Here is a 19563-nt window from a genome sequence, read left to right as displayed (position 1 = left end):
AGGCCGGCAGCGAGAACACCACACAGTCGTGCAGGCAGCCCTTCGCCGCGTCGGGCTCGTCGGCGTCGCGATGCAGCAGCGCGCGGGTGGGAAGTACGGCCAGGCGGGCGGTTTCGGCCCCGGCCTCGGTCACTGCGGCGGTGCCGTCGACGATCAGCGAGTAACCGCCGGGTTCGGTGGGCGGCCACAACAGGGTCACGTCGGCGCGCCGGGCGAGGTTGTTGCGGGTCCGTCCTCCGATGAGCCCGACGTCGAGCGTGGCCTCGCGCAGCTGCGGCTCGACCGTAACGGTGTGCACCCGGTATTCGTCGTCGACCGTGATCAAGTAGGCGTACGGGTAGTCAGCCAGCGCGTTGGCCAGCGCCTGCAGATCGACTTTCTTCTTGGTGCGCATGACCTTCCAGGATAGGCGCCGAATTTATTGCGGCGCCGGGCTCGTGGCGGCCGTGCCAACGTTGGAGAAGCCGAGGTTCTGCAGCACCTGATTCCAGGGCGGCAACTTGGCCACGGCCGCCGACGCGTCGGCGTGGTAGCCGAACATCGCCGCCACGTCCGAGGCCCACATCTGCTCGTAGGCGGCCTCGATGTCAGCGATGGCCGGGGTGTTCTGACCGAGGTGGTTGTTCGCCGCCAAGGCCGAAACCAAGGCCCGGTTGGCCGCCACCACAGCGGGCTGCACCGTGGCCGCCAGTGCCACCTCGAACGCGGTCGCAATGGCCGAGGCCTGGTGTGACACCTCTTCGGCCTGCGCGGCCGCCGCGCTGAGCCAGCTCACGTAGTGGCTGGCCACGGACATCATGGCCGTCGACGACGCGCCCTGCCACGACCCGCTCGCGAGATCCGCCGTCACTGAAGAAAACGACGACGCCGACGATGCCAACTCCCCGGCCAGCCCGTCCCACGCCGCCGCGGCAGCAAGCAGCGGCCCGGGACCAGGACCGGAAAAAATTAATGCCGAGTTGACTTCTGGCGGCAACCTCGCAAAATGCGGGCTCGTCACGGACCCAACTTAGCTGGTATATGCCACTTTTGGTGGTGTTATCGCGAGGCTGCGGGGACGGGCTGGCGGCCGCGCACCAACTTGCCTGGACGGGCGTCGGTGGGAACACCATTTTCGGCGATCACTTCGCCGGCCACAATCGTGGCGACATATCCGTCGGCGGTCTGGTCCAGGCGCCGTCCCCCGGCGGGCAGGTCGTAGCTGATCACCGGCTTGTGCAGCCGCAGTGCGGCGTGGTCGATGACGTTGAGGTCGGCCTTGTAGCCGACCGCGATCCGGCCGCGATCACCCAGCCCGGCGATGCGGGCCGGCACCGATGTGAGCTCGCGGACCGCTTCGGGCACCGTGAACCGTCCGGCCTGGCGGTCCCGCGCCCAGTGCGTCAGGAAGTATGTCGAGTAGCTGGCGTCGCAGATCATTCCGTAGTGCGCGCCGCCGTCGCCGAGACCGAGCACCACGTCGTCGCGGTGCAGCAGCTCCCCGACGGTGTCCAGCGAGTTGTTCTGCAGGTTGCTGGTCGCGACCAGCAGCATGGCCCGGCCCTCGTCGTCGAGCAGCCGGTCATAAGCCTCTTCCCTCGGCTCCACGCCGCGGGCGCGGGCGCGGGCACCGATGCTGGTCGACGGGTCGGGCTCGTAGTCGGGGGTGTCGCCCAGCGGGAAGATCCAGTCCCACATCTGCGTCACGAACAGGATCGGGTGACCCTGACCGGGCTTGTCGGCCAGGATGCGGGCCCGGACCTCGGGCTTGCGCATCTCGGCCACCCGCTCGGCCAGCGGCAGGTGCGCGATCTCCCGGTAGCTGGGGTAGAGCACAAACGGGTTGGCGGACAGCTGTAACCCGATGATCAGACCGATCGGCCGGGGCAACAGCTGCGCGGTGACATCGCCTCCCGCGGCGTTAGCCTTCTCGATCATGGTGATGGCGTCCGGCCAGGTCGGGTCACCGGCGTTGGCGACGACGAGGGTGAAGGTGACCGGCAGCCCGACGTCCTCGGCGACGTCGAACACCGTCTGCAGCACGGGCTGGTAGCCGCCGGACGGGATGTCGGGAACGAACTGCAACAGGCCGCCGCCGCCGTCCACGACCCCGCGGGCGATCTCCTCGATCTCCTCCCGGGCGGCCTCGTAACTCGGTATGGGCGAACCGCTTTCGGTCTTGTGGATGGTCAGCCGCGACGACGCGAAGCCAAGCGCGCCGACCTCGATCGCCTCCTTGGCCAGCTGCCGCATCGTGGCCAGGTCGTCGGCGGTGGCCGGCTCGCGGTCGGCGCCGCGCTGACCCATCACGTACACCCGCAGCGGTGAGTGCGGCAGGTAGGCGGCCACGTCGATGTCGCGCTTACCCGAGTCGAGCGCGTCCATGTATTCGGGGAACGTCTCCCACGTCCAGGGCAGTCCGTCGGTCATGACGACGCCGGGGATGTCTTCGACGCCCGCCATCACGTCGACCAAGACGTCATGGTCGGACTGCCGGCAGGGCGCGAAGCCGACCCCGCAGTTGCCCATCACCACCGTCGTCACCCCGTGCGCCGACGACGGTGTCAGGCGTTCCGACCAGATGGACTGGCCGTCGTAATGGGTGTGCAGGTCGACGAAGCCGGGCGTGACCAGCAGCCCGGTGGCGTCGATCTCCCGCGAGGCGGTCGCCCCGTTGATCGCGCCGACCGCCTTGATGACGTTGCCTTGCACCGCCACATCACCGATGTACGGCTCACCCCCAAGCCCGTCGACGATGGTGCCGTTGCGGATGATGAGGTCGTAAGTCATTCAAACAATCTACGACCGCAGCGGTAGGTCGTGCCAGGATCTTCTGCGTAAGCGATCGCGACGGCAGTAACGTCGAATGCGCCTTCGGTGGGAACCTCCCGTAGGGTCGCGAGTATGGCCAGCACCGACAATGCCGCCGCCCTACAGGAGCTCCTGCGCGACGCGTTCACCCGGTTGATCGAGCACGTCGACCAGATCACCGAGGGGTTGACCGACGAGGAGGCCGGCTACCGGCCCACCCCGAACGCCAACAGCATCGCGTGGCTGCTCTGGCACAGCGCTCGGGTGCAGGACGTCCAGCTGGCCGACGTCGCCGGTGTGGAGCAGGTGTGGTTCCGCGACGGCTGGGTGGACCGGTTCGGACTGGACCTGCCGCGCGACGACACCGGTTATGGACACGGGCCCGACGACGTGGCCAAGGTGCAGGCGCCCGCGAATCTGTTGTCCGGCTACTACCACGCGGTGCACAAGCTCACCCTCGAATACATCGCCGGAGTCAGCGCCGAGGAACTGGCCCGCATCGTGGACACCAACTGGGATCCGCCGGTGACGGCCAGCGCGCGATTGGTGAGCATCATCGACGACTGCGCCCAGCACCTCGGGCAGGCCGCGTACGTGCGGGGGATTCAGTAGATTCGCAGGCGTGCGATTCGCGGCGACCGTGCTGTTGTGGCTCATCACCACGCTGGCGCTGGCGGCGGCGATCCCCTCGGCGTGGACACAACTGCATGTCATTGACGCCGACGGCTATGCCGCCCTGGCGCGACAGGCGGCGACGGACCCGGCTCTGCAGTCCGCTATGGCGTCCGAATTGAGCAGCCGGGCAATGACTCTCATCGCCGAGCAGGGCGGGATCCCCTCCGCGGCGGGCAGTTCCGAGGTTCACGAGGCCGCCCACGCCTTCACTGCGGGGCCGGCGTTTCCGCCACTGTTCGCCCGGGCGAACCGGGCGGCACACGGCTGGCTGTTCAGCGACCCGGTGGCCGACGAGAACGGCAACCAATGGGCGGTCGACGTGGCGCCGATGCTCAACGACGACTCGATTCAGCCGCTACTCGCCCGCCACAACGTCACGATTCCCGCGAAACTTAGTGTCCCGCTTACTGTCTCGGTCCCGCATTCGATGCGACAGGGGCGGCTGAGCCGGATGTCCAGCTGGGGTCCGTGGGTCAGTTTGGGTGCGGCGGCGCTGTGCGGTTTGTGCGCGCTGCTCACGGTGGCGACCGCCCGCCGCCGCGGCAAGGCGCTGAGCAGCCTTGGCGTCTCGGCGCTGGTCGTCGGGGCGGGTGGCTGGGCGGGCATCGAGGTCGCCCGCCGCTACGTCAACGATGCGCTGAATCGCACCACCGGCAACGTCCGCCAAGTCGCCGAGGTGATGATCGAACACGCCGAAGCCGGTCTGCGCCAGTGGCTCGACGCCACATTGCTCGCCGGCGCCGCCATCGTCGCGTTGGGCGTGATCGTCGCGGTGCTCGGCAGTCTCGCGACGAAGTCGTGAGTTCGGCGTCTAACCGAATGTGAACGAGAACACCTGCAAGCCTCTGCTGACTCGCATATCGAGCTGATCGCGGTGCGCGGAGTCGTCGCCGACGATGCGGTGCAGCGTGGGCGCTCCGCCGATCGTGGTCGTGGTGGTCTTGCCGTCCCGGGTCACCGTGATGGTGCCGCTGCCACCGACGACGGCGTACACATCTTTTGCGATGTAGTTCAGCCGGACGGCGGAGTCGTCGCCGTCCGCGATGGCCCCTTGGTCGTCCAGGGTCCAGCGGCCCCGCAGAGCGAACTTGTCGTCGGCCAGGTTCGGCGGGAAGCTCAGCGTCGCGGCACCGGCTTTGTAATCGCCACCACTGCCGCCGTAATTTCCAGATTTGCCGACTCCCAGATACGTCTCTGGCGTGAGCCTGGTCTGAGGAGTCGAGTCGACCGAGTTCGTCGGCGCGGCCAGTTGGACGCCGGGATGCGCATCGAGCAGGAGCTTGCGGATCAGCCGCTCGGTCTCGTCGTAGTCGCCCTCGCCGAACTTGGTATGCCGCACTTGCCCATTCGCGTCGATCAAATACTCGGCCGGCCAGTATAGGTTGTCAAAGTTGTTCCACGTCGCGTAGTCGTTGTCCAGTGCGATGGGATAGGTGATGCGCAGATCGGCGGCACCGCTGGCCACATTGGCGGGCACCCGCTCGAAGGCGTACTCGGGGGTGTGCACCCCGATGACGAGAAATCCACTGTCGCGATACCGGTTGTACCAATCGATTACGTGCGGGATGGCGCGCTGACAGTTGATGCACGAGTAGGCCCAGAAGTCGATCAGGATCACCTTGCCGCGCACCGACTCGGGGTCCAGTGGCTTGCCGTCCCGGGTGTTGAGCCACCCGGTGACGCCGGCGAGGGCGGGAGCCGGTCCACACCGTTGCAGGCCGGCGGAGACGCCGGCACAATCGCTCAGTGCGCCGATGGTGGTGCCGGGCCGGCTCAACTGCAGCCCGTCGCGGTGATTCGGCTGCTGCGCGGCGGCCGGGTCCAGGCTGCGCGCGATGTCGTTGGCCCCCAATGTTTTCTGCATCGCCGTCGTGTAGTCAGGCACGGTGCGCTGCAGCATCGCGGGCAGGTTGAACACCAGTGCCGCCGCCAGCACGATCATCGCGATCCCGCCGGCGGTCCGAATTGCGCGCTGCCGGCGGCGGAACGCGGCCACTCGCTCGGCGACGCGGCGCCCGGCCAGTGCGAATACCAGTAGCGGCAACGCGTTGCCGACCGCGAATGTGGCGGTCAACAGGAGCACACCGAACCCGATCGACGACGTCCCGCCGGCAACCACGATGGCGGCCAGCACCGGACCCGCGCATGGCACATAAAGGGCGCCCAACGTCAATCCCAGGGCGAAACCATTTGTTCCCGAGCCGATTTGACGCTGCGGGAAGTACGCGAACGGCCGCTCGATCAGGTGCTGCACCGGCGGGAAGATCAAGCCCAGGCCGATCAGGACCAGCACCACCAGTGCGGCCCACCGGATCGCGTCCTGTGGCAGGTGCAGTGCCGTCAGCAGCGTGGAGCCGATCAGTGTGACCAAGCTGAAACTGCATACCAGGCCCGCGATCACCAGGTATGGCCGCGCCGCGGAACTCGCGGTGGGGTCGTTCGCCCGGGTGCTGTCCATGCCGGACAGCAAGATCACCGGCAGCACCGGCAGGATGCACGGGGAGATACCGGTGATCAGCCCACCGAGAAGCCCGATCAGGGCGATGGTCTGCACGGGCTACTCCGAGGGCTCGACGGGTGCCGGACGATAGGCATGGTTACACCTTTACCTGTTTTGGTGACCACGAGTGACCGGCCATAAATCACACGACGTGCGTTATAGAAATCACGCAATGTGCGTTACGCTCCGCCGGTGGCGCAACTGACACTTCAGCGCGCTTGCACCCAGGGAAAGAAAGCGCCAACGTGCGGAGGCCGCGGTGGAGGCAGCGCGCTCGCCGGCAATGGAGACGGGCGTCGCGTCGGTCCCCATGACCGCGCCGGGATTCGCCACGCGGCGGTACCCTGCGCGGCGCGTGAGTGTCGAGCTTCGCGCTGGCGTTGAGAACTGACACGCGCGCAAGGCGTGACCCGACGATCGAGCTGACCCCTATCGGGGACGAAAACCTGAAGCGGTGCGACCTACGCCCAGTTCCACACCGACATGTCGCCGGGTGGGTACTGGTTGCAGATGTCGGTGGCCTTGGCCACCACGCCCTTGTTGTTCCAGAAGATCTTCATGTGGTTGGGCCAGGCCACCCACAGCGGATCGGACACGGGCGCATAGAAGTTCTCGGAGTAGTTCCGGCGGTCCTGCGGTGACAGCGAGTAGAACCAGTGCGCCTTGTCGATGGTCGCCTGCTGGACGTTCGGGTGGTTGTTGAAGTCGATCATGTAGCGCTGGTAGTACACCGGGCTGGTGTCGCGGGAAGCGGCGAGGATCTGCTCTGCGTCGCACGTGGTGTTGATCATTCGGCGGGGGATCGGGAAGTCCTCCGTGGAGTCGGCTACCGCGGTCGACGGGAAAATCGCAGCGGTAATACCCAGAGCAAGGAACGCGGCGCCTGCACGCAGGCCAGTACTCAGCCGAGACATGGCTATTACGGTAACACCCTTTAGCCTCACTAGAACAGTTTCCAGCTCACTCCCAGGATTTCGCTAGCGCATCTCAGTATCAGCCGCGATCAGGGGTTATTACGTGAGACGGGTCGGGTCGCAACTCCGGCGGTGCCTGACTGTAATCACCGAAGGGGCCGTCGCGGCGCTCGATCGCGGCTCGCACGCCGTCGGCCTCGGCGGTCTTGATGAACGCCAATGCGTCGGGAGTATTGCGCATCAGGCCGTCGAGGATGCCACCCAGCGTTTGGGTGGACGCCAGGCCCATGTTCTCGTAGGCCTGGTTGACGATCAGCTTCTGCGCCTGTAGCTGCGACAACGGGATTTGCGCCAGCTCGGCGGCGACCTCGGCGACCCGCGATTCCAGGCGCTCGAACGGCACCGCCTCGTTGATCAGCTCTATCTCGGCGGCCTGCGCCCCGGTCAACGGCCGGCCGGTCAGCGAGTGCCACTTGGCCTTGGCCAGGCTCAGCCGGTAGAGCCACATCCCGGTCAGATACGCCCCCCACATCCTGCTGTAGGGCGTGCCGATCACGGCGTCCTCGCTGGCGATCACGAGGTCCGCGCACAGCGCGTAATCGCTGGCCCCGCCCACGCACCAGCCGTGCACCTGGGCGATCACCGGCTTGGACGCACGCCAGATGGCCATGAACTTCTGCGTCGGCCCGGTCTCGCGGGAGCTGACCATCGCGAAGTCCTTGCCGGGGTCCCACTTGCCGTCGGTCATCATGGCCTCGCCCCAGTGCTGGAACCCGCCGCCGAAGTCGTAACCGCCGGAGAAGGCCCGCCCCGCACCGCGCAGCACGATGACCTTGATCGCCGGGTCGCGCTCCGCCAGACCGATGGCGGCCTCGATCTCGTCGGGCATCGGCGGCACGATGGTGTTGAGCTGCTCCGGACGGTTCAGCGTGATGGTGGCCACCGCGCCGGCCGTCCGATAGAGCAGGGTCTGGAAATCGCTCGTCGGCATGGCGTCCTTACGGGTCGGGCTGACGGTTCTCCGGCGAGGACGCGTAGATTCGCCCGCCGATCTTCAAATAGGGCGTGGTGAGGTAGGCCGAGAAGGCGATGATGGCCGAGAAGACCGCAGCCGCGAGGATGCCGTTCGGCCATAACTGGCCGGTCCCGAACGCAAAGCACACGATCCCGATGATCGCGGTGGCCCAGTAGAACCGCCGCCCGGCGCGGCGGTGCTTGATGAAGCGATAGCGCGCCTGTGCCGCTGAGGCCAGGATGCAGATCAGTCCCGTCGCCAGCAGGGTGAGCTCGATGCGTTGAATCGCGGACACGTTGACGATCTTAAGGGCGGGCCGATGCACAGCCGCCGGGCTCGACGACCTAGCTCACCCTCGCGGTGACGCCGGTGACCGACGCCGCGATCCCCGGCCGGTTCATTGCGAGCCGGCCGTCAGCGTCTGCCATAGGAACGAGTAGGTCAGCGCCGACCTGAAGGCGATCTGCTCGTTGTCCGCCGCGCCGGCGTGGCCGCCCTCGATGTTCTCGTAGTAGAAGACCGGATGACCGGCGGCCTCGAGCGCCGCAGTCATCTTGCGGGCGTGGCCCGGGTGCACGCGGTCATCGCGGGTGGAGGTGGTGATCAGCACCGGCGGGTATCGGCGGGTCGCCGAAATGTTCTGGTAGGGCGAGTATTCGGAGATGAACTGCCAGTCGTCGGGGTTGTCGGGGTCGCCGTATTCGGCGACCCACGAGGCGCCGGCCAGCAGCAGGTGGTAGCGCTTCATGTCCAGCAGGGGCACGCTGCACACCAGTGCGCCGAACTTCTCCGGGTACTTGGTCAACATGATGCCCATCAGCAACCCCCCGTTGCTGCCGCCCTGCGCCCCGAGCTGCTCGACCGTGGTGATGCCGCGCTGAACCAAATCCGTTGCCACGGCAGCGAAATCCTCGGCCACCTTGTGCCGGCCCTCGCGCATCGCCTGGGTGTGCCAGCCGGGCCCGTACTCGCCGCCGCCACGAATGTTGGCCAGGACATACGTGCCGCCGCGCGCGAGCCACAGGCGGCCCAGCACGCCGCTATAGCCCGGCGTGTTCGACGATTCGAAGCCGCCGTAGCCGTAGAGCAGGGTGGGCGCCGGTCCGTGGGAGGCCCGTGGGCCGCGTACCACGAAATAGGGGATCGAGGTCCCGTCTTGCGAAGCAACGAAATTTTGTGTCACACACATGTTTTCGGCGTCGAAAAAGCGCGGGGCGGACTTGATCTGTTCGAGCTGTCCGTCATCGGTTCCCCGCATCAGCCGCGACGGTGAGTCGAATCCGCTGGAATCCAGGAAGAACTCGTCGCCGGTGTCGTCGGCGGAAACGACGACCGTGTTGGTCGCCGGTGGAATGCCGGCCACCGCCTCGCGCCGCCAATTGCCGGGCGTGGCGATTTCCACGCGGCTGGCTACGTCGGCCAGCGACACGACCAGCAGCCGGTCCCTGGTCCAGGCGTAGTGATTGAGGGCGGTGTGCTCGTCGGGTTCGAAAACGATCTGCAATTGCGCTGTGCCGGCGAGGAACTGCTGGTAATTCGCGGCCAGCAGCGACCCGGCGGTGTAGTTGGCGTTGCCCCATGACCAGTCGCTGCGCAACTCGATCAACACCCACTCGCGGTGCAGGCTGACACTGGCGTCGGTGGGCTTGTCGATGCGGATGAGTTCCGAGCCGCGCAACTCGTAGACCTCTTCGTTCCAGAAGTCCAGAGCCCGGGCGATCAGCGTGCGCTCGAAGCCTGGGATCCGGCTGGTGCTTGCGGCTACGTTGACATCCGAACGCGCGCCCTCGAAGACCGTTTCGGCCTCGGCAAGGGGGGTGCCGCGGCGCCACCGTTTGACCACCCGCGGATAGCCGGATTCGGTGAGCGAGTCGGCACCGAAATCGGTGCCGACCAGCACGGTGTCCGGATCGGCCCAGCTGACCTGTGACTTGGCTTCGGGCAGTTCGAACCCGCCGTCGACGAATTCGCGTGTCATCATGTCGAATTCACGCACTACGCAGGCGTCCGATCCGCCGCGTGACAGGCTGACCAGCGCACGCGTGTATTCGGGGTAGATGACACTGGCGCCGGCCCACACCCATTTCTCGCCGTCGACCCGGCCCAATTCGTCGACGTCGATCAGGACATCCCAGTCGGGGGAGTCGGTCCGGTAACTGTCCAGCGTGGTGCGCCGCCACAACCCGCGGGGGTTGGCCGCATCACGCCAGAAGTTGTAGAGGTACTCGCCCCGGCGCACCACGTACGGGATGCGGGCGTCGGTGTCGAGCACCTCTAGCGCCTCGATGCGCATCCGTTCGAAGTTGTCGTCGCGAAAGCGCGCCAAAGTCGGCTCGTTATGCGCCCGCACCCAATCCAGCGCCTCGTCACCGGTGACGTCCTCGAGCCACAGGTACGGATCCTCGTTGTCTTCGGGGGCGGCGTGAGCTTTCGGCGTCATGGAAACCATTGTGGCTGCGGCGGTAGTGTGAGGTGAGTTACACAGCCGCACGAGGAGTGAGAGCAGATGACTGTTTTCGCACGTCCAGGTTCTGCCGGGGCATTGATGTCGTATGAATCCCGCTACGAGAACTTCATTGGCGGGCAGTGGGTCGCGCCCGCGAAGGGGCGCTACTTCGAGAACCCGACCCCGGTCACCGGCCAGACGTTTTGCGAGGTGGCGCGCTCCGATGAGACCGACGTCGACAGGGCGCTCGACGCCGCGCACGCGGCGGCACCGGCTTGGGGCAAGGCGGCCCCGGCCGAACGGGCGGCGATCCTGAACAAGATCGCTGACCGCATCGACGAGCACACCGCTGCGCTGGCGGTGGCCGAGGTGTGGGACAACGGCAAGCCGATCCGCGAGGCGTTGGCCGCCGACATTCCGTTGGCCGCCGACCACTTCCGATACTTCGCCGCGGCGTTGCGCGCGCAGGAGGGCTCGCTGTCCCAAATCGACGACGACACGGTGGCCTACCACTTCCACGAGCCGCTCGGCGTCGTCGGGCAGATCATCCCGTGGAACTTCCCGATTTTGATGGGCGCCTGGAAGCTTGCGCCCGCGCTGGCGGCCGGTAACGCGGTGGTGCTCAAACCCGCAGAGCAGACACCGGTTTCGGTGCTTTACCTGATGTCGTTGATCGGCGACCTGTTGCCCCCCGGCGTGGTCAACATCGTCAACGGATTCGGCGCCGAGGCCGGCAAGCCGCTGGCGTCCAGCAACCGGATCGCCAAGGTCGCGTTCACCGGCGAGACCACCACCGGGCGGCTGATCATGCAGTACGCCTCGCACAACCTGATCCCGGTCACCCTGGAACTCGGGGGGAAGAGCCCCAACATCTTCTTCTCCGACGTCATGGCCAAGGCCGACGATTATCAGGACAAGGCGCTGGAGGGCTTCACCATGTTCGCCCTCAACCAGGGCGAGGTGTGCACCTGCCCGTCGCGCAGCCTGGTCCAGGCCGACATCTACGACGAGTTCCTCGAGCTGGCCGCGATCCGCACCAAGGCGGTCCGCCAGGGTGATCCGCTGGACAGCGAGACCATGCTGGGTTCTCAGGCGTCCAACGACCAACTCGAAAAAGTGTTGTCCTACATCGAAATCGGTAAGGATGAGGGCGCGAAGGTGATCACCGGCGGCGAGCGCGCCGAGCTCGGCGGCGACCTGTCCGGCGGCTTCTACATGCAGCCCACCATCTTCGGCGGCAACAACAAGATGCGGATCTTCCAGGAGGAGATCTTCGGGCCGGTGGTGACGGTGACCTCGTTCGACGACTACGACGACGCCATCTCGATCGCCAACGACACCCTCTACGGCCTGGGGGCGGGTGTGTGGAGCCGCGACGGCAACACCGCCTACCGCGCAGGGCGCGACATCCAGGCCGGCCGCGTGTGGGTCAACTGCTACCACGTCTACCCGCCGCATGCGGCGTTCGGCGGCTACAAGCTGTCGGGCTTCGGGCGCGAATGCCACAAGATGGCTCTCGAGCACTATCAACAGACCAAGAACATGCTGGTGTCCTACTCCGACAAGGCGCTCGGGTTCTTCTGATGGTCGCGCGCGCCGGCGACGATGCAGAGCGCAGCGATGAGGAAAAGCGGCGCCATGGTGTCGCGGGGGTGGTCATCACCGCCCCGGCCGCCGAGGTGCTGAGGCGGGTGCAGGCAACCCACGGTGCGGTGATGTTCCACCAGTCCGGCGGCTGCTGCGACGGTTCGTCGCCCATGTGTTATCCGCTCGGCGACTTCGTCGTCGGTGACCGTGACGTGTTGCTCGGCGTGCTCGACGTCGGCACGGACGGTGTGCCGGTGTGGATTTCGGGTCCGCAGTACACGGCCCACTACCGCGACAAGCACACCCAATTGGTCATCGACGTGGTGCCGGGCCGCGGCGGCGGCTTCAGCCTGGAAGCACCCGACGGGGTCCGGTTTTTATCCCGCGGCCGGGCCTTGACCACCGAAGAGCGGGCGGCAGTAGCCAGCGCGGCGGTGATCACCGGGGCCGATTACGAACGTGGTGAACGCCCCCCGGCGCGAGGCCCGGTGGTGGCCGGCGCTTCCTCCGCGACATGCCAGGTAACCGCAGTACAGTCGAGAAAGTGATTCCCCTTCCGCGTCCCTGGCTGTTGGCCAGCGCCATGCTGATCGGCAGTGCCGTCGGACTTTTGGCGGGTGTCGCGAGCACCCTGGCGGTCCACGCCGGCGTCCGCCCGGGTATCGCCATCGTCTCGGTGGTCGGCATCCCCAGCGTGGTCGGGCTGACGACGATCCTGTTTTCCGGACGACGGTGGGTCACGATGCTGGGCGCTTTCCTGCTGTCGGTGGGTCCGGGCTGGTTCGGCGTCCTGGTTGCGTTGCGGGTGACCGCCGGTGGCTGACGACAAGGACGCCTCCAGCCCCGGCACCGAGGCGTTCGTGCCGGACTTCTCGGATGACGAAGGCGACCCCGAGCACACCGGCACCCAGTCATGGGTCCCCGACTTCGACGACGACACCGGCGAGCATCCCGCCGCAACCGAACCAGAGCCTGTGGGCGGAACCGCGCAGGACCGGGCGGCCACGCCCGCGACCGACGCGGGCGAGCCGGAGTCGGCCGAGCCCGTCGGCCCGGTGCAACCGGTCAATGTGCCCGGCCGGTACCTCTACCTCAAGTGGTGGAAGTTGGTCCTGGTGCTGCTCGGCGTGTGGGCCGCGGCGGCCGTGATCGGGCTCGGGCTGTTCTATTGGTGGTACCACTCGGTGGACAAGACGCCCGCGCTGTTCGTCGTCCTGGTCTACGTGGTGGTGTGCGTCGTCGGTGGGGTGATGCTGGCGATGACCCAGGGCAGGCCGCTGATCTCGGCGCTCTCGGTGGCGCTGATGTCCGGGCCGTTCGCCGCGCTGGTGGCCTCGGCGCCCCTGTACGGCTATTACCACTGCGAGCGGGTGGGGCACTGCCTCATCGGTGTCATTCCCTATTGACGCCTCGCCCGGGCGGCCACCAAGGGTCGTGGCCCACTAGGGTGGGCTCGTGACTTCTCACTATGACGTCGTCGTCCTCGGGGCCGGTCCCGGCGGATATGTCGCAGCCATTCGCGCCGCCCAGCTGGGTCTGTCCACGGCGGTCGTCGAACCGAAGTACTGGGGTGGAGTCTGCCTAAACGTCGGATGCATCCCGTCCAAGGCGCTGCTGCGCAACGCCGAACTCGCCCATATCTTCACCAAAGAGGCCAAGACGTTCGGCATCAGCGGCCAGGCGACCTTCGACTACGGGGTCGCGTTTGACCGCAGCCGCAAGGTGGCCGAGGGCCGCGTGGCCGGCGTGCACTTCCTGATGAAGAAGAACAAGATCACCGAAATCCATGGCTACGGCCGGTTCACCGATGCCAACACGATCGCCGTCGAGCTCAACGAGGGCGGCACCGAAACCGTCACCTTCGACAACGCCATCATCGCCACCGGCAGCAGCACCCGCCTGGTTCCGGGCACGTCGCTGTCGGCCAACGTGGTCACCTACGAGGAACTGATCCTGTCCCGAGAGTTGCCGGAGTCGATCATCATTGCCGGCTGCGGAGCGATCGGCATGGAGTTCGGCTATGTGCTGAAGAACTACGGCGTCGACGTCACCGTAGTCGAGTTCCTGGCGCGCGCGCTGCCCAACGAGGATTCCGAGGTCTCCAAGGAGCTCGAGAGGCAGTTCAAGAAGATGGGCGTCAAGATCCTCACCTCAACGAAGGTCGAGTCCATCTCCGACAACGGCTCGGAGGTGACCGTCATCGTCAACAAGAACGGCAACTCGGAAGAACTCAAAGCCGCGAAGGTGTTGCAGGCCATCGGTTTTGCGCCCAACGTCACGGGCTTCGGCCTGGAGGCGGCCGGCGTTGCGCTGACCGACAGCAAGGCCATCGGGATCACCGACTACATGCGCACCAACGTCGAGCACATTTACGCCATAGGCGACGTCACCGGGAAGCTGCAGCTGGCCCACGTCGCCGAGGCCCAGGGCGTGGTGGCCGCCGAAACCATCGCCGGCGCAGAGACTCTGGCGCTCGGCGACTACCGGATGATGCCGCGCGCGACGTTCTGCCAGCCCAACGTCGCCAGCTTCGGGCTCACCGAGGAACAGGCCCGCGACGAAGGCCACGACGTGGTGGTGGCGAAGTTCCCGTTCACCGCGAACGGGAAGGCCCACGGGGTGGGCGACCCCAGCGGCTTCGTCAAGCTGATCGCCGACGCCAAATACGGTGAGCTGCTCGGCGGACACCTGGTCGGGCACGACGTCTCCGAACTTCTTCCGGAGCTGACGCTGGCCCAGAAGTGGGACCTGACCGCGACCGAGCTGGCCCGCAACGTGCACACCCACCCGACCATGTCCGAGGCGCTGCAGGAATGCTTCCACGGCCTGACCGGACACATGATCAATTTCTGAGACGGTGATGATGCGGACCGCCACCCCTCAGGCCATCGCGGCGGCCGTGGGTGGGCTGGTGACGGGTTATGTCCTGTGGTTGCTGGCCATTTCGAACGGTGACAACGCGACGGCCGGCCAGTGGGGACCACTGGTGCTGCTGGCCTCGGTGGTGCTGGGGGTCTGCGCCGCGGTATGGGGCGTCAGGCAGCGTCGGCGGGCCAAGCAGGCCTGGGCGGCGTTCGCCTTCGCGCTGCCGGTACTTCCCGTGCTACTGACGCTGGCCATCCTCGCCGACGTCTACCTGTAGCTAGTGCGGATTGTCCAGCGGAATCTCAAGCGCCGACATGGTCGCGGCAAGGCCATCGTATTGGCCTGCGAGTAAACAGAATTCGATCAGCCGCCGCCGATCGAGGTGAGTCGCCAGCTGCTGCCAGGTGTCAGCGGTGATGGTCCGGTCCATGACGAATTCGTCGGTCGCCGCCAGCAGCGCCTGCTGGCGCACGGTCAGGCGTGCCTCGACCGGGTCCAGCCGCTCGGGCCAGGCGAAGATGGCGGCCTGCAGGTCCGCGTCCAGCCCGACCTTGCGGGCTATCCGGCGGTGGTGCTGCAGCTCGTATTCGCACGCGCGCAGGTGTGCCACCCGCAGGATCACCAATTCGGTGTCGATGGCCGGAAGCTTCCCGCGCAACAGCCGGGCTCCGTAGGCCAGCCACGTCCAGAACAGCAATCGGCGCTGACCGAGGGTGGTGAACAGGTGCATCTCCGGGGCGGCCACGGTGCGCGCACCCAGCTTCGCGATCACCCAATTGATGGGTCCCAGTTCGCGAAACCGCCCCGGCGGGATGCGGCCCTCCGGCGGGCCGCTCACGGCTGGGTCACCAGATAGGGAGACACCGTGCTGCGGTGCTCGTCGAGGTCGAGTGCGCGGCCGAGCGCCGGGAAGGCGCGCTGCGGGCAGTTGTCGCGTTCGCAGACTCGGCAGCCCGCGCCGATCGGTGTGGCCACTGTTCCTGGTTCCCCCGAGACGTCGAGTCCCTCCGAGTAGACGAGCCGGTGAGCGTGGCGAAGCTCGCAGCCCAACCCGATCGCGAAGGTCTTGCCCGGCTGACCATACCGGGCCGCACGACGTTCCACGGTGCGGGCCACCCACATGTAGTTGCGCCCATCGGGCATCTGCGCGATCTGCACCAGGATCTTGCCGGGATTGGCGAACGTCTCGTAGACGTTCCACAGCGGGCAGGTGCCTCCGCTGGAGGAGAAGTGAAAGCCGGTGGCGGACTGCCGCTTTGACATGTTCCCGGCCCGGTCGACTCGGACGAAGGAGAACGGCACGCCGCGCATCGACGGGCGCTGCAACGTCGAAAGCCGGTGCGCGATGGTCTCGTAGCTGATCGAGTAGAACGACGACAACCGCTCGACGTCGTAGCGAAAATTCTCCGCGACGTCGTGAAATTGGCGGTAGGGGAGCACGGTGGCCGCGGCGAAATAGTTGGCCAGCCCCAGCCGCGCCAGGGTGTGTGACTCGTCGCTGGTGAACTTGCCATCCTCGACCAGACTGTCGATGAGATCGCCGAACTCGAGATAGGCCAACTCTGCGGCCATCTTGAAAACCTGCTGGCCCAACGACAGATGGTTGCTGAATTCCAGCGTTTTGGTTTTAGGGTCGAAGCGGTGTAGCACGGTGTCGCCCAAGTCGATCCGGCGGTTGATGTGCACCCCGTGCACCTCGGTGAGGCGGCGGGTGAGCTCACGCGCCAAATCGCCGTGATGCAACCGCATCTTGATGGTCAGGTCCTCTGCGGCGGTGTCCAGCTCGTGCAGATAGTTCTGCCGTTGGTAGAAGTAGTCGCGCACTTCCTCATGCGGCATCGTGATCGACCCGCTGCCACTGCCGTCGGAGAACCGCTCCTCGGTGGCGGCCGCAAGCTGGGCCGTGGTGATCCGGTAGCGCCGGTGCAGGTTGACCACCGCGCGCGCCAACCCGGGATGCGCACTGACCATCTCGGCGACCTCGGTCGGGTCGACCTCGATGTCCAGATCACGGTCCATGGTGACTTCGCGCAACTCGGCCACCAGTCGGGTGTCGTCCTGCGAAGAGAAGAAGGTGGCGTCGACCCCGAACACCTCGGTGATGCGCAGCAGCACGGCGACCGTCAGCGGGCGAACGTCGTGCTCGATCTGGTTGAGGTAGCTCGGCGAAATTCCCAGCGTCGAAGCCAGCGCGGCCTGGGAAAACCCGCGTTCGTTGCGCAGCTGGCGAACGCGGGATCCAACGAATGTCTTCGACACGTCTTCGAGGCTACCGGCCCCTGTGAAGATTTAATTCGCAGACTTGGCATCGGGTACGGTCTCGGCGGGATTAGTATTCGACCCACCTCGTTGGCATGATCCGAACGAGCCTCGGCCTTAGCCTTGGGGCAGCCACGAAAAGGAACGGAAAGAGCGACGGCGTGAGCCTGGATAAACAAATGATGCCGGTGCCCGACGGTCACCCTGACGTTTTCGACCGTCAGTGGCCGTTGCGGGTGGGCGATATCGATCGCACGGGCCGGTTACGGCTGGACGCGGCCGCCCGCCACATTCAGGACATCGGCCAGGATCAGCTGCGCGAGATGGGCTTCGAGGAGACTCATCCCCTGTGGATCGTCCGGCGCACCATGGTCGACCTGGTCCGTCCGATCGAGTTCAACGACATGCTGCGCCTGCGCAGGTGGTGCTCGGGCACGTCGAACCGGTGGTGTGAGATGCGGGTTCGCATCGATGGCCGCAAGGGGGGCCTGATCGAGTCCGAGGCGTTTTGGATCAGCATCAACCGCGACACCCAGATGCCCTCGCGCATTGCCGACGACTTCCTGGCGGGCCTGCACAAGACGACCTCCGTCGACCGGTTGCGGTGGAAGTCCTACCTCAAGCCGGGAAGCCGCGACGAAGCGACGGAGATCCACGAGTTTCCGGTCCGGGTCACCGATATCGACCTGTTCGACCACATGAACAACTCGGTGTACTGGAGCGTGGTCGAGGACTATCTGGCGTCGCACCCGGAGCTGCTGCGGGCTTCCCTGCGCATCACCATCGAACACGAGGCGCCGGTGGCGTTGGGCGACAAGCTGGAGATCATCTCGCATGTCCACCCGGCCGGATCCACCGAACAGTTCGGTCCCGAGCTGACCGACCGCACTGTTACAACGCTCACATATGCGGTCGGCGACGAGGCGAAAGCCGTTGCCTCCATCTTTGCTCGATAACAGGACAAGCGTCCCGGTTAAATTGCGCGTTGACCTGCGGCGATAGGGTTACCGACGGGTAGATTCTGAAACGGTTAAGTTTGTTAGCAAGTTAGCAAACTTCGCAAATTTGCCCCGAGCCGTTGCTTAAATTGGCAACTGAAACGGGTAGACCGCCCCCTATGAGCTGTGCCATCTTCGAGTTAGCACACCAGCGAAGTTGAGCCGCTAGCTACCGCCGGTGCAGCATCCAGCACTCAGCAAGATCGAAGGAGCACGCCCAATGTCTGTCGTTGGCACCCCCAAGAGCGCCGAACAGATCCAGAAGGACTGGGACACCAACCCGCGTTGGAAGGATGTCACCCGGACCTACACCGCCAACGACGTGGTCGCCCTGCAGGGCACCGTGGTCGAGGAGGCCACCCTGGCCCGCCGTGGCGCTGAGGTGCTGTGGGAGCAGCTGCACGACCTCGAGTACATCAACGCGCTTGGCGCCCTCACCGGCAACATGGCCGTGCAGCAAGTGCGCGCGGGCCTGAAGGCCATCTACCTGTCGGGCTGGCAGGTCGCCGGCGACGCCAACCTGTCGGGCCACACCTACCCCGACCAGAGCCTGTACCCGGCCAACTCGGTGCCGCAGGTGGTGCGCCGGATCAACAACGCGCTGCTGCGCGCCGACGAGATCGCCAAAGTCGAGGGTGACACCTCGGTCGAGAACTGGCTGGCGCCGATCGTCGCCGACGGTGAGGCCGGTTTCGGTGGTGCACTCAACGTCTACGAACTGCAGAAGGCCATGATCGCCGCCGGTGTGGCGGGATCGCACTGGGAGGACCAGCTGGCCTCGGAGAAGAAGTGTGGTCACCTGGGCGGAAAGGTGCTGATCCCGACCCAGCAGCACATCCGCACCCTGACCTCGGCACGCCTGGCTGCCGACGTGTGCGACGTTCCGACCGTGGTCATCGCCCGCACCGACGCCGAGGCCGCCACGCTGATCACCTCCGACGTCGACGAGCGCGACCAGCCGTTCATCACCGGTGAGCGCACCAAAGAAGGCTTCTACCGAGTTCGCAACGGTCTCGAGCCCTGCATCGCCAGGGCCAAGGCGTATGCGCCGTTCTCCGACCTGATCTGGATGGAGACCGGAACTCCGGATCTCGAGCTGGCCGCCAAGTTCGCCGAGGGCGTCAAGGCCGAGTTCCCGGACCAGATGCTGGCGTACAACTGCTCGCCGTCGTTCAACTGGCGCAAGCACCTTGACGACTCCACCATCGCGAAGTTCCAAAAGGAGCTTGCCGCAATGGGATTCAAGTTCCAGTTCATCACGCTGGCCGGCTTCCACGCCCTGAACTACTCGATGTTCGATCTGGCCTACGGCTACGCCCGCAACCAGATGAGCGCTTACGTCGAGCTGCAGGAGCGCGAGTTCGCCGCCGAGGAGCGCGGCTACACCGCCACAAAGCACCAGCGTGAGGTTGGCGCCGGTTACTTCGACCGCATCGCCACCACGGTGGACCCGACCTCGTCGACCACCGCGCTGACCGGCTCCACCGAGGAGGGCCAGTTCCACTGAGGACGAA

The 19563-nt window shown here is 66.1% G+C and carries 20 protein-coding genes and 1 pseudogene; 11 read left to right on the top strand and 10 right to left on the bottom strand.

The window, feature by feature from the left end; genetic code table 11:
• The 3 genes from AC5Y4F_RS26630 to AC5Y4F_RS26620 all read right to left on the bottom strand — a co-directional run.
• Nucleotides 1–394: pyridoxamine 5'-phosphate oxidase family protein (locus AC5Y4F_RS26630; RefSeq protein WP_499999642.1), on the bottom strand; the 394-nt coding region annotated here is incomplete at its 3' end.
• 24 nt (nucleotides 395–418) lie between these two features.
• Nucleotides 419–1000, bottom strand: coding sequence for a PPE family protein (locus AC5Y4F_RS26625; RefSeq protein ID WP_082947588.1), 582 nt, complete (start codon nucleotides 998–1000; stop codon nucleotides 419–421).
• Nucleotides 1001–1038: 38 nt separating this feature from the next.
• Nucleotides 1039–2769, bottom strand: coding sequence for an N-acyl-D-amino-acid deacylase family protein (locus AC5Y4F_RS26620; RefSeq protein WP_067933980.1), 1731 nt, complete (start codon nucleotides 2767–2769; stop codon nucleotides 1039–1041).
• Nucleotides 2770–2883: 114 nt separating this feature from the next.
• Between AC5Y4F_RS26620 and AC5Y4F_RS26615 the strand changes: the two genes are divergently transcribed.
• Nucleotides 2884–3402: a mycothiol transferase gene (locus tag AC5Y4F_RS26615; RefSeq protein WP_499999638.1), complete on the top strand. Its 519-nt coding sequence runs from the start codon at nucleotides 2884–2886 to the stop codon at nucleotides 3400–3402.
• Between the two features lie 10 nt (nucleotides 3403–3412).
• Entirely contained in the window at nucleotides 3413–4267 is an 855-nt protein-coding gene (locus AC5Y4F_RS26610) for a hypothetical protein (RefSeq protein WP_499999637.1), read from the top strand.
• 9 nt (nucleotides 4268–4276) lie between these two features.
• Here AC5Y4F_RS26610 and AC5Y4F_RS26605 read toward each other — a convergent pair whose 3' ends face one another.
• Entirely contained in the window at nucleotides 4277–6019 is a 1743-nt protein-coding gene (locus AC5Y4F_RS26605) for a cytochrome c biogenesis protein DipZ (protein WP_499999635.1), read from the bottom strand.
• 120 nt (nucleotides 6020–6139) lie between these two features.
• On the opposite strand from AC5Y4F_RS26605, the pseudogene AC5Y4F_RS26600 reads away from it, so the two are divergent.
• Nucleotides 6140–6320 (top strand): annotated as a pseudogene (locus AC5Y4F_RS26600) (TetR/AcrR family transcriptional regulator); the annotation flags it as partial.
• 106 nt (nucleotides 6321–6426) lie between these two features.
• On the opposite strand, the gene AC5Y4F_RS26595 reads toward AC5Y4F_RS26600, so the two are convergent.
• The 4 genes from AC5Y4F_RS26595 to AC5Y4F_RS26580 form a co-directional block, all read right to left on the bottom strand.
• Entirely contained in the window at nucleotides 6427–6879 is a 453-nt protein-coding gene (locus AC5Y4F_RS26595; RefSeq protein ID WP_067933987.1) for a DUF5078 domain-containing protein, read from the bottom strand.
• A 79-nt stretch (nucleotides 6880–6958) separates the two neighbouring features.
• The gene (locus tag AC5Y4F_RS26590; protein WP_067933989.1) at nucleotides 6959–7870 is read right to left on the bottom strand and encodes a crotonase/enoyl-CoA hydratase family protein; all 912 of its coding nucleotides are present in this window, start codon (nucleotides 7868–7870) and stop codon (nucleotides 6959–6961) included.
• Between the two features lie 7 nt (nucleotides 7871–7877).
• Nucleotides 7878–8189 (bottom strand): hypothetical protein, encoded by a 312-nt coding sequence (locus AC5Y4F_RS26585; protein WP_067934001.1) that lies wholly within the window; start codon nucleotides 8187–8189, stop codon nucleotides 7878–7880.
• 102 nt (nucleotides 8190–8291) lie between these two features.
• Entirely contained in the window at nucleotides 8292–10334 is a 2043-nt protein-coding gene (locus AC5Y4F_RS26580; RefSeq protein ID WP_499999633.1) for a prolyl oligopeptidase family serine peptidase, read from the bottom strand.
• A 66-nt stretch (nucleotides 10335–10400) separates the two neighbouring features.
• On the opposite strand from AC5Y4F_RS26580, the gene exaC reads away from it, so the two are divergent.
• The 6 genes from exaC (at nucleotide 10401) to AC5Y4F_RS26550 (ending at nucleotide 15069) form a co-directional block, all read left to right on the top strand.
• Nucleotides 10401–11924 carry an acetaldehyde dehydrogenase ExaC gene (exaC, locus tag AC5Y4F_RS26575; RefSeq protein WP_067936411.1) on the top strand — a complete coding sequence of 508 codons (1524 nt, stop codon included), beginning with the start codon at nucleotides 10401–10403 and terminating at the stop codon, nucleotides 11922–11924.
• Between the two features lie 68 nt (nucleotides 11925–11992).
• The gene (locus tag AC5Y4F_RS26570) at nucleotides 11993–12475 is read left to right on the top strand and encodes a DUF779 domain-containing protein (protein ID WP_067936433.1); all 483 of its coding nucleotides are present in this window, start codon (nucleotides 11993–11995) and stop codon (nucleotides 12473–12475) included.
• Nucleotides 12472–12750, top strand: a complete 279-nt coding sequence (locus AC5Y4F_RS26565) for a putative holin (protein ID WP_197520605.1) — start codon at nucleotides 12472–12474, stop codon at nucleotides 12748–12750. Before AC5Y4F_RS26570 ends, AC5Y4F_RS26565 begins: the two co-directional genes overlap by 4 nt.
• Nucleotides 12743–13333, top strand: coding sequence for a hypothetical protein (locus tag AC5Y4F_RS26560; protein ID WP_067936412.1), 591 nt, complete (start codon nucleotides 12743–12745; stop codon nucleotides 13331–13333). Before AC5Y4F_RS26565 ends, AC5Y4F_RS26560 begins: the two co-directional genes overlap by 8 nt.
• Nucleotides 13334–13382: 49 nt before the next feature.
• A complete protein-coding gene (gene lpdA, locus AC5Y4F_RS26555) occupies nucleotides 13383–14780 on the top strand; it encodes a dihydrolipoyl dehydrogenase (RefSeq protein ID WP_499999630.1) in 1398 nt (465 codons plus the stop codon).
• A gap of 7 nt (nucleotides 14781–14787) precedes the next feature.
• Nucleotides 14788–15069 carry a hypothetical protein gene (locus AC5Y4F_RS26550; RefSeq protein ID WP_067936418.1) on the top strand — a complete coding sequence of 94 codons (282 nt, stop codon included), beginning with the start codon at nucleotides 14788–14790 and terminating at the stop codon, nucleotides 15067–15069.
• On the opposite strand, the gene AC5Y4F_RS26545 is transcribed toward AC5Y4F_RS26550, so the two are convergent.
• Nucleotides 15070–15630: a carboxymuconolactone decarboxylase family protein gene (locus tag AC5Y4F_RS26545; RefSeq protein ID WP_067936421.1), complete on the bottom strand. Its 561-nt coding sequence runs from the start codon at nucleotides 15628–15630 to the stop codon at nucleotides 15070–15072.
• On the bottom strand, nucleotides 15627–17051 hold the full coding sequence (gene ramB / locus AC5Y4F_RS26540; RefSeq protein WP_067936424.1) for an acetate metabolism transcriptional regulator RamB: 1425 nt from the start codon (nucleotides 17049–17051) through the stop codon (nucleotides 15627–15629). Before ramB ends, AC5Y4F_RS26545 begins: the two co-directional genes overlap by 4 nt.
• Nucleotides 17052–17212: 161 nt before the next feature.
• Between ramB and AC5Y4F_RS26535 the strand changes: the two genes are divergently transcribed.
• Nucleotides 17213–18007, top strand: coding sequence for an acyl-ACP thioesterase domain-containing protein (locus AC5Y4F_RS26535; RefSeq protein ID WP_499999628.1), 795 nt, complete (start codon nucleotides 17213–17215; stop codon nucleotides 18005–18007).
• Between the two features lie 262 nt (nucleotides 18008–18269).
• Nucleotides 18270–19556: an isocitrate lyase gene (gene aceA / locus AC5Y4F_RS26530; protein WP_067936429.1), complete on the top strand. Its 1287-nt coding sequence runs from the start codon at nucleotides 18270–18272 to the stop codon at nucleotides 19554–19556.
• Nucleotides 19557–19563: the final 7 nt, after the last annotated feature.

It is taken from the genome of Mycobacterium sp. NGS56 (assembly GCF_059812425.1).
Note: the sequence above shows the minus strand (reverse complement) of the source record. Positions and strands in the feature narration are given on the sequence as shown.

What these genes read in the sequence shown, in the direction of transcription:
- AC5Y4F_RS26620 (WP_067933980.1), bottom strand. Translation starts at nt 2,769, where the DNA reads ATGACTTACGACCTCATCATCCGCAACGGCACCATCGTCGACGGGCTT.
- AC5Y4F_RS26615 (WP_499999638.1), top strand. Translation starts at nt 2,884, where the DNA reads ATGGCCAGCACCGACAATGCCGCCGCCCTACAGGAGCTCCTGCGCGAC.
- AC5Y4F_RS26595 (WP_067933987.1), bottom strand. Translation starts at nt 6,879, where the DNA reads ATGTCTCGGCTGAGTACTGGCCTGCGTGCAGGCGCCGCGTTCCTTGCT.
- AC5Y4F_RS26590 (WP_067933989.1), bottom strand. Translation starts at nt 7,870, where the DNA reads ATGCCGACGAGCGATTTCCAGACCCTGCTCTATCGGACGGCCGGCGCG.
- AC5Y4F_RS26580 (WP_499999633.1), bottom strand. Translation starts at nt 10,334, where the DNA reads ATGACGCCGAAAGCTCACGCCGCCCCCGAAGACAACGAGGATCCGTAC.
- exaC (WP_067936411.1), top strand. Translation starts at nt 10,401, where the DNA reads ATGACTGTTTTCGCACGTCCAGGTTCTGCCGGGGCATTGATGTCGTAT.
- AC5Y4F_RS26550 (WP_067936418.1), top strand. Translation starts at nt 14,788, where the DNA reads ATGATGCGGACCGCCACCCCTCAGGCCATCGCGGCGGCCGTGGGTGGG.
- aceA (WP_067936429.1), top strand. Translation starts at nt 18,270, where the DNA reads ATGTCTGTCGTTGGCACCCCCAAGAGCGCCGAACAGATCCAGAAGGAC.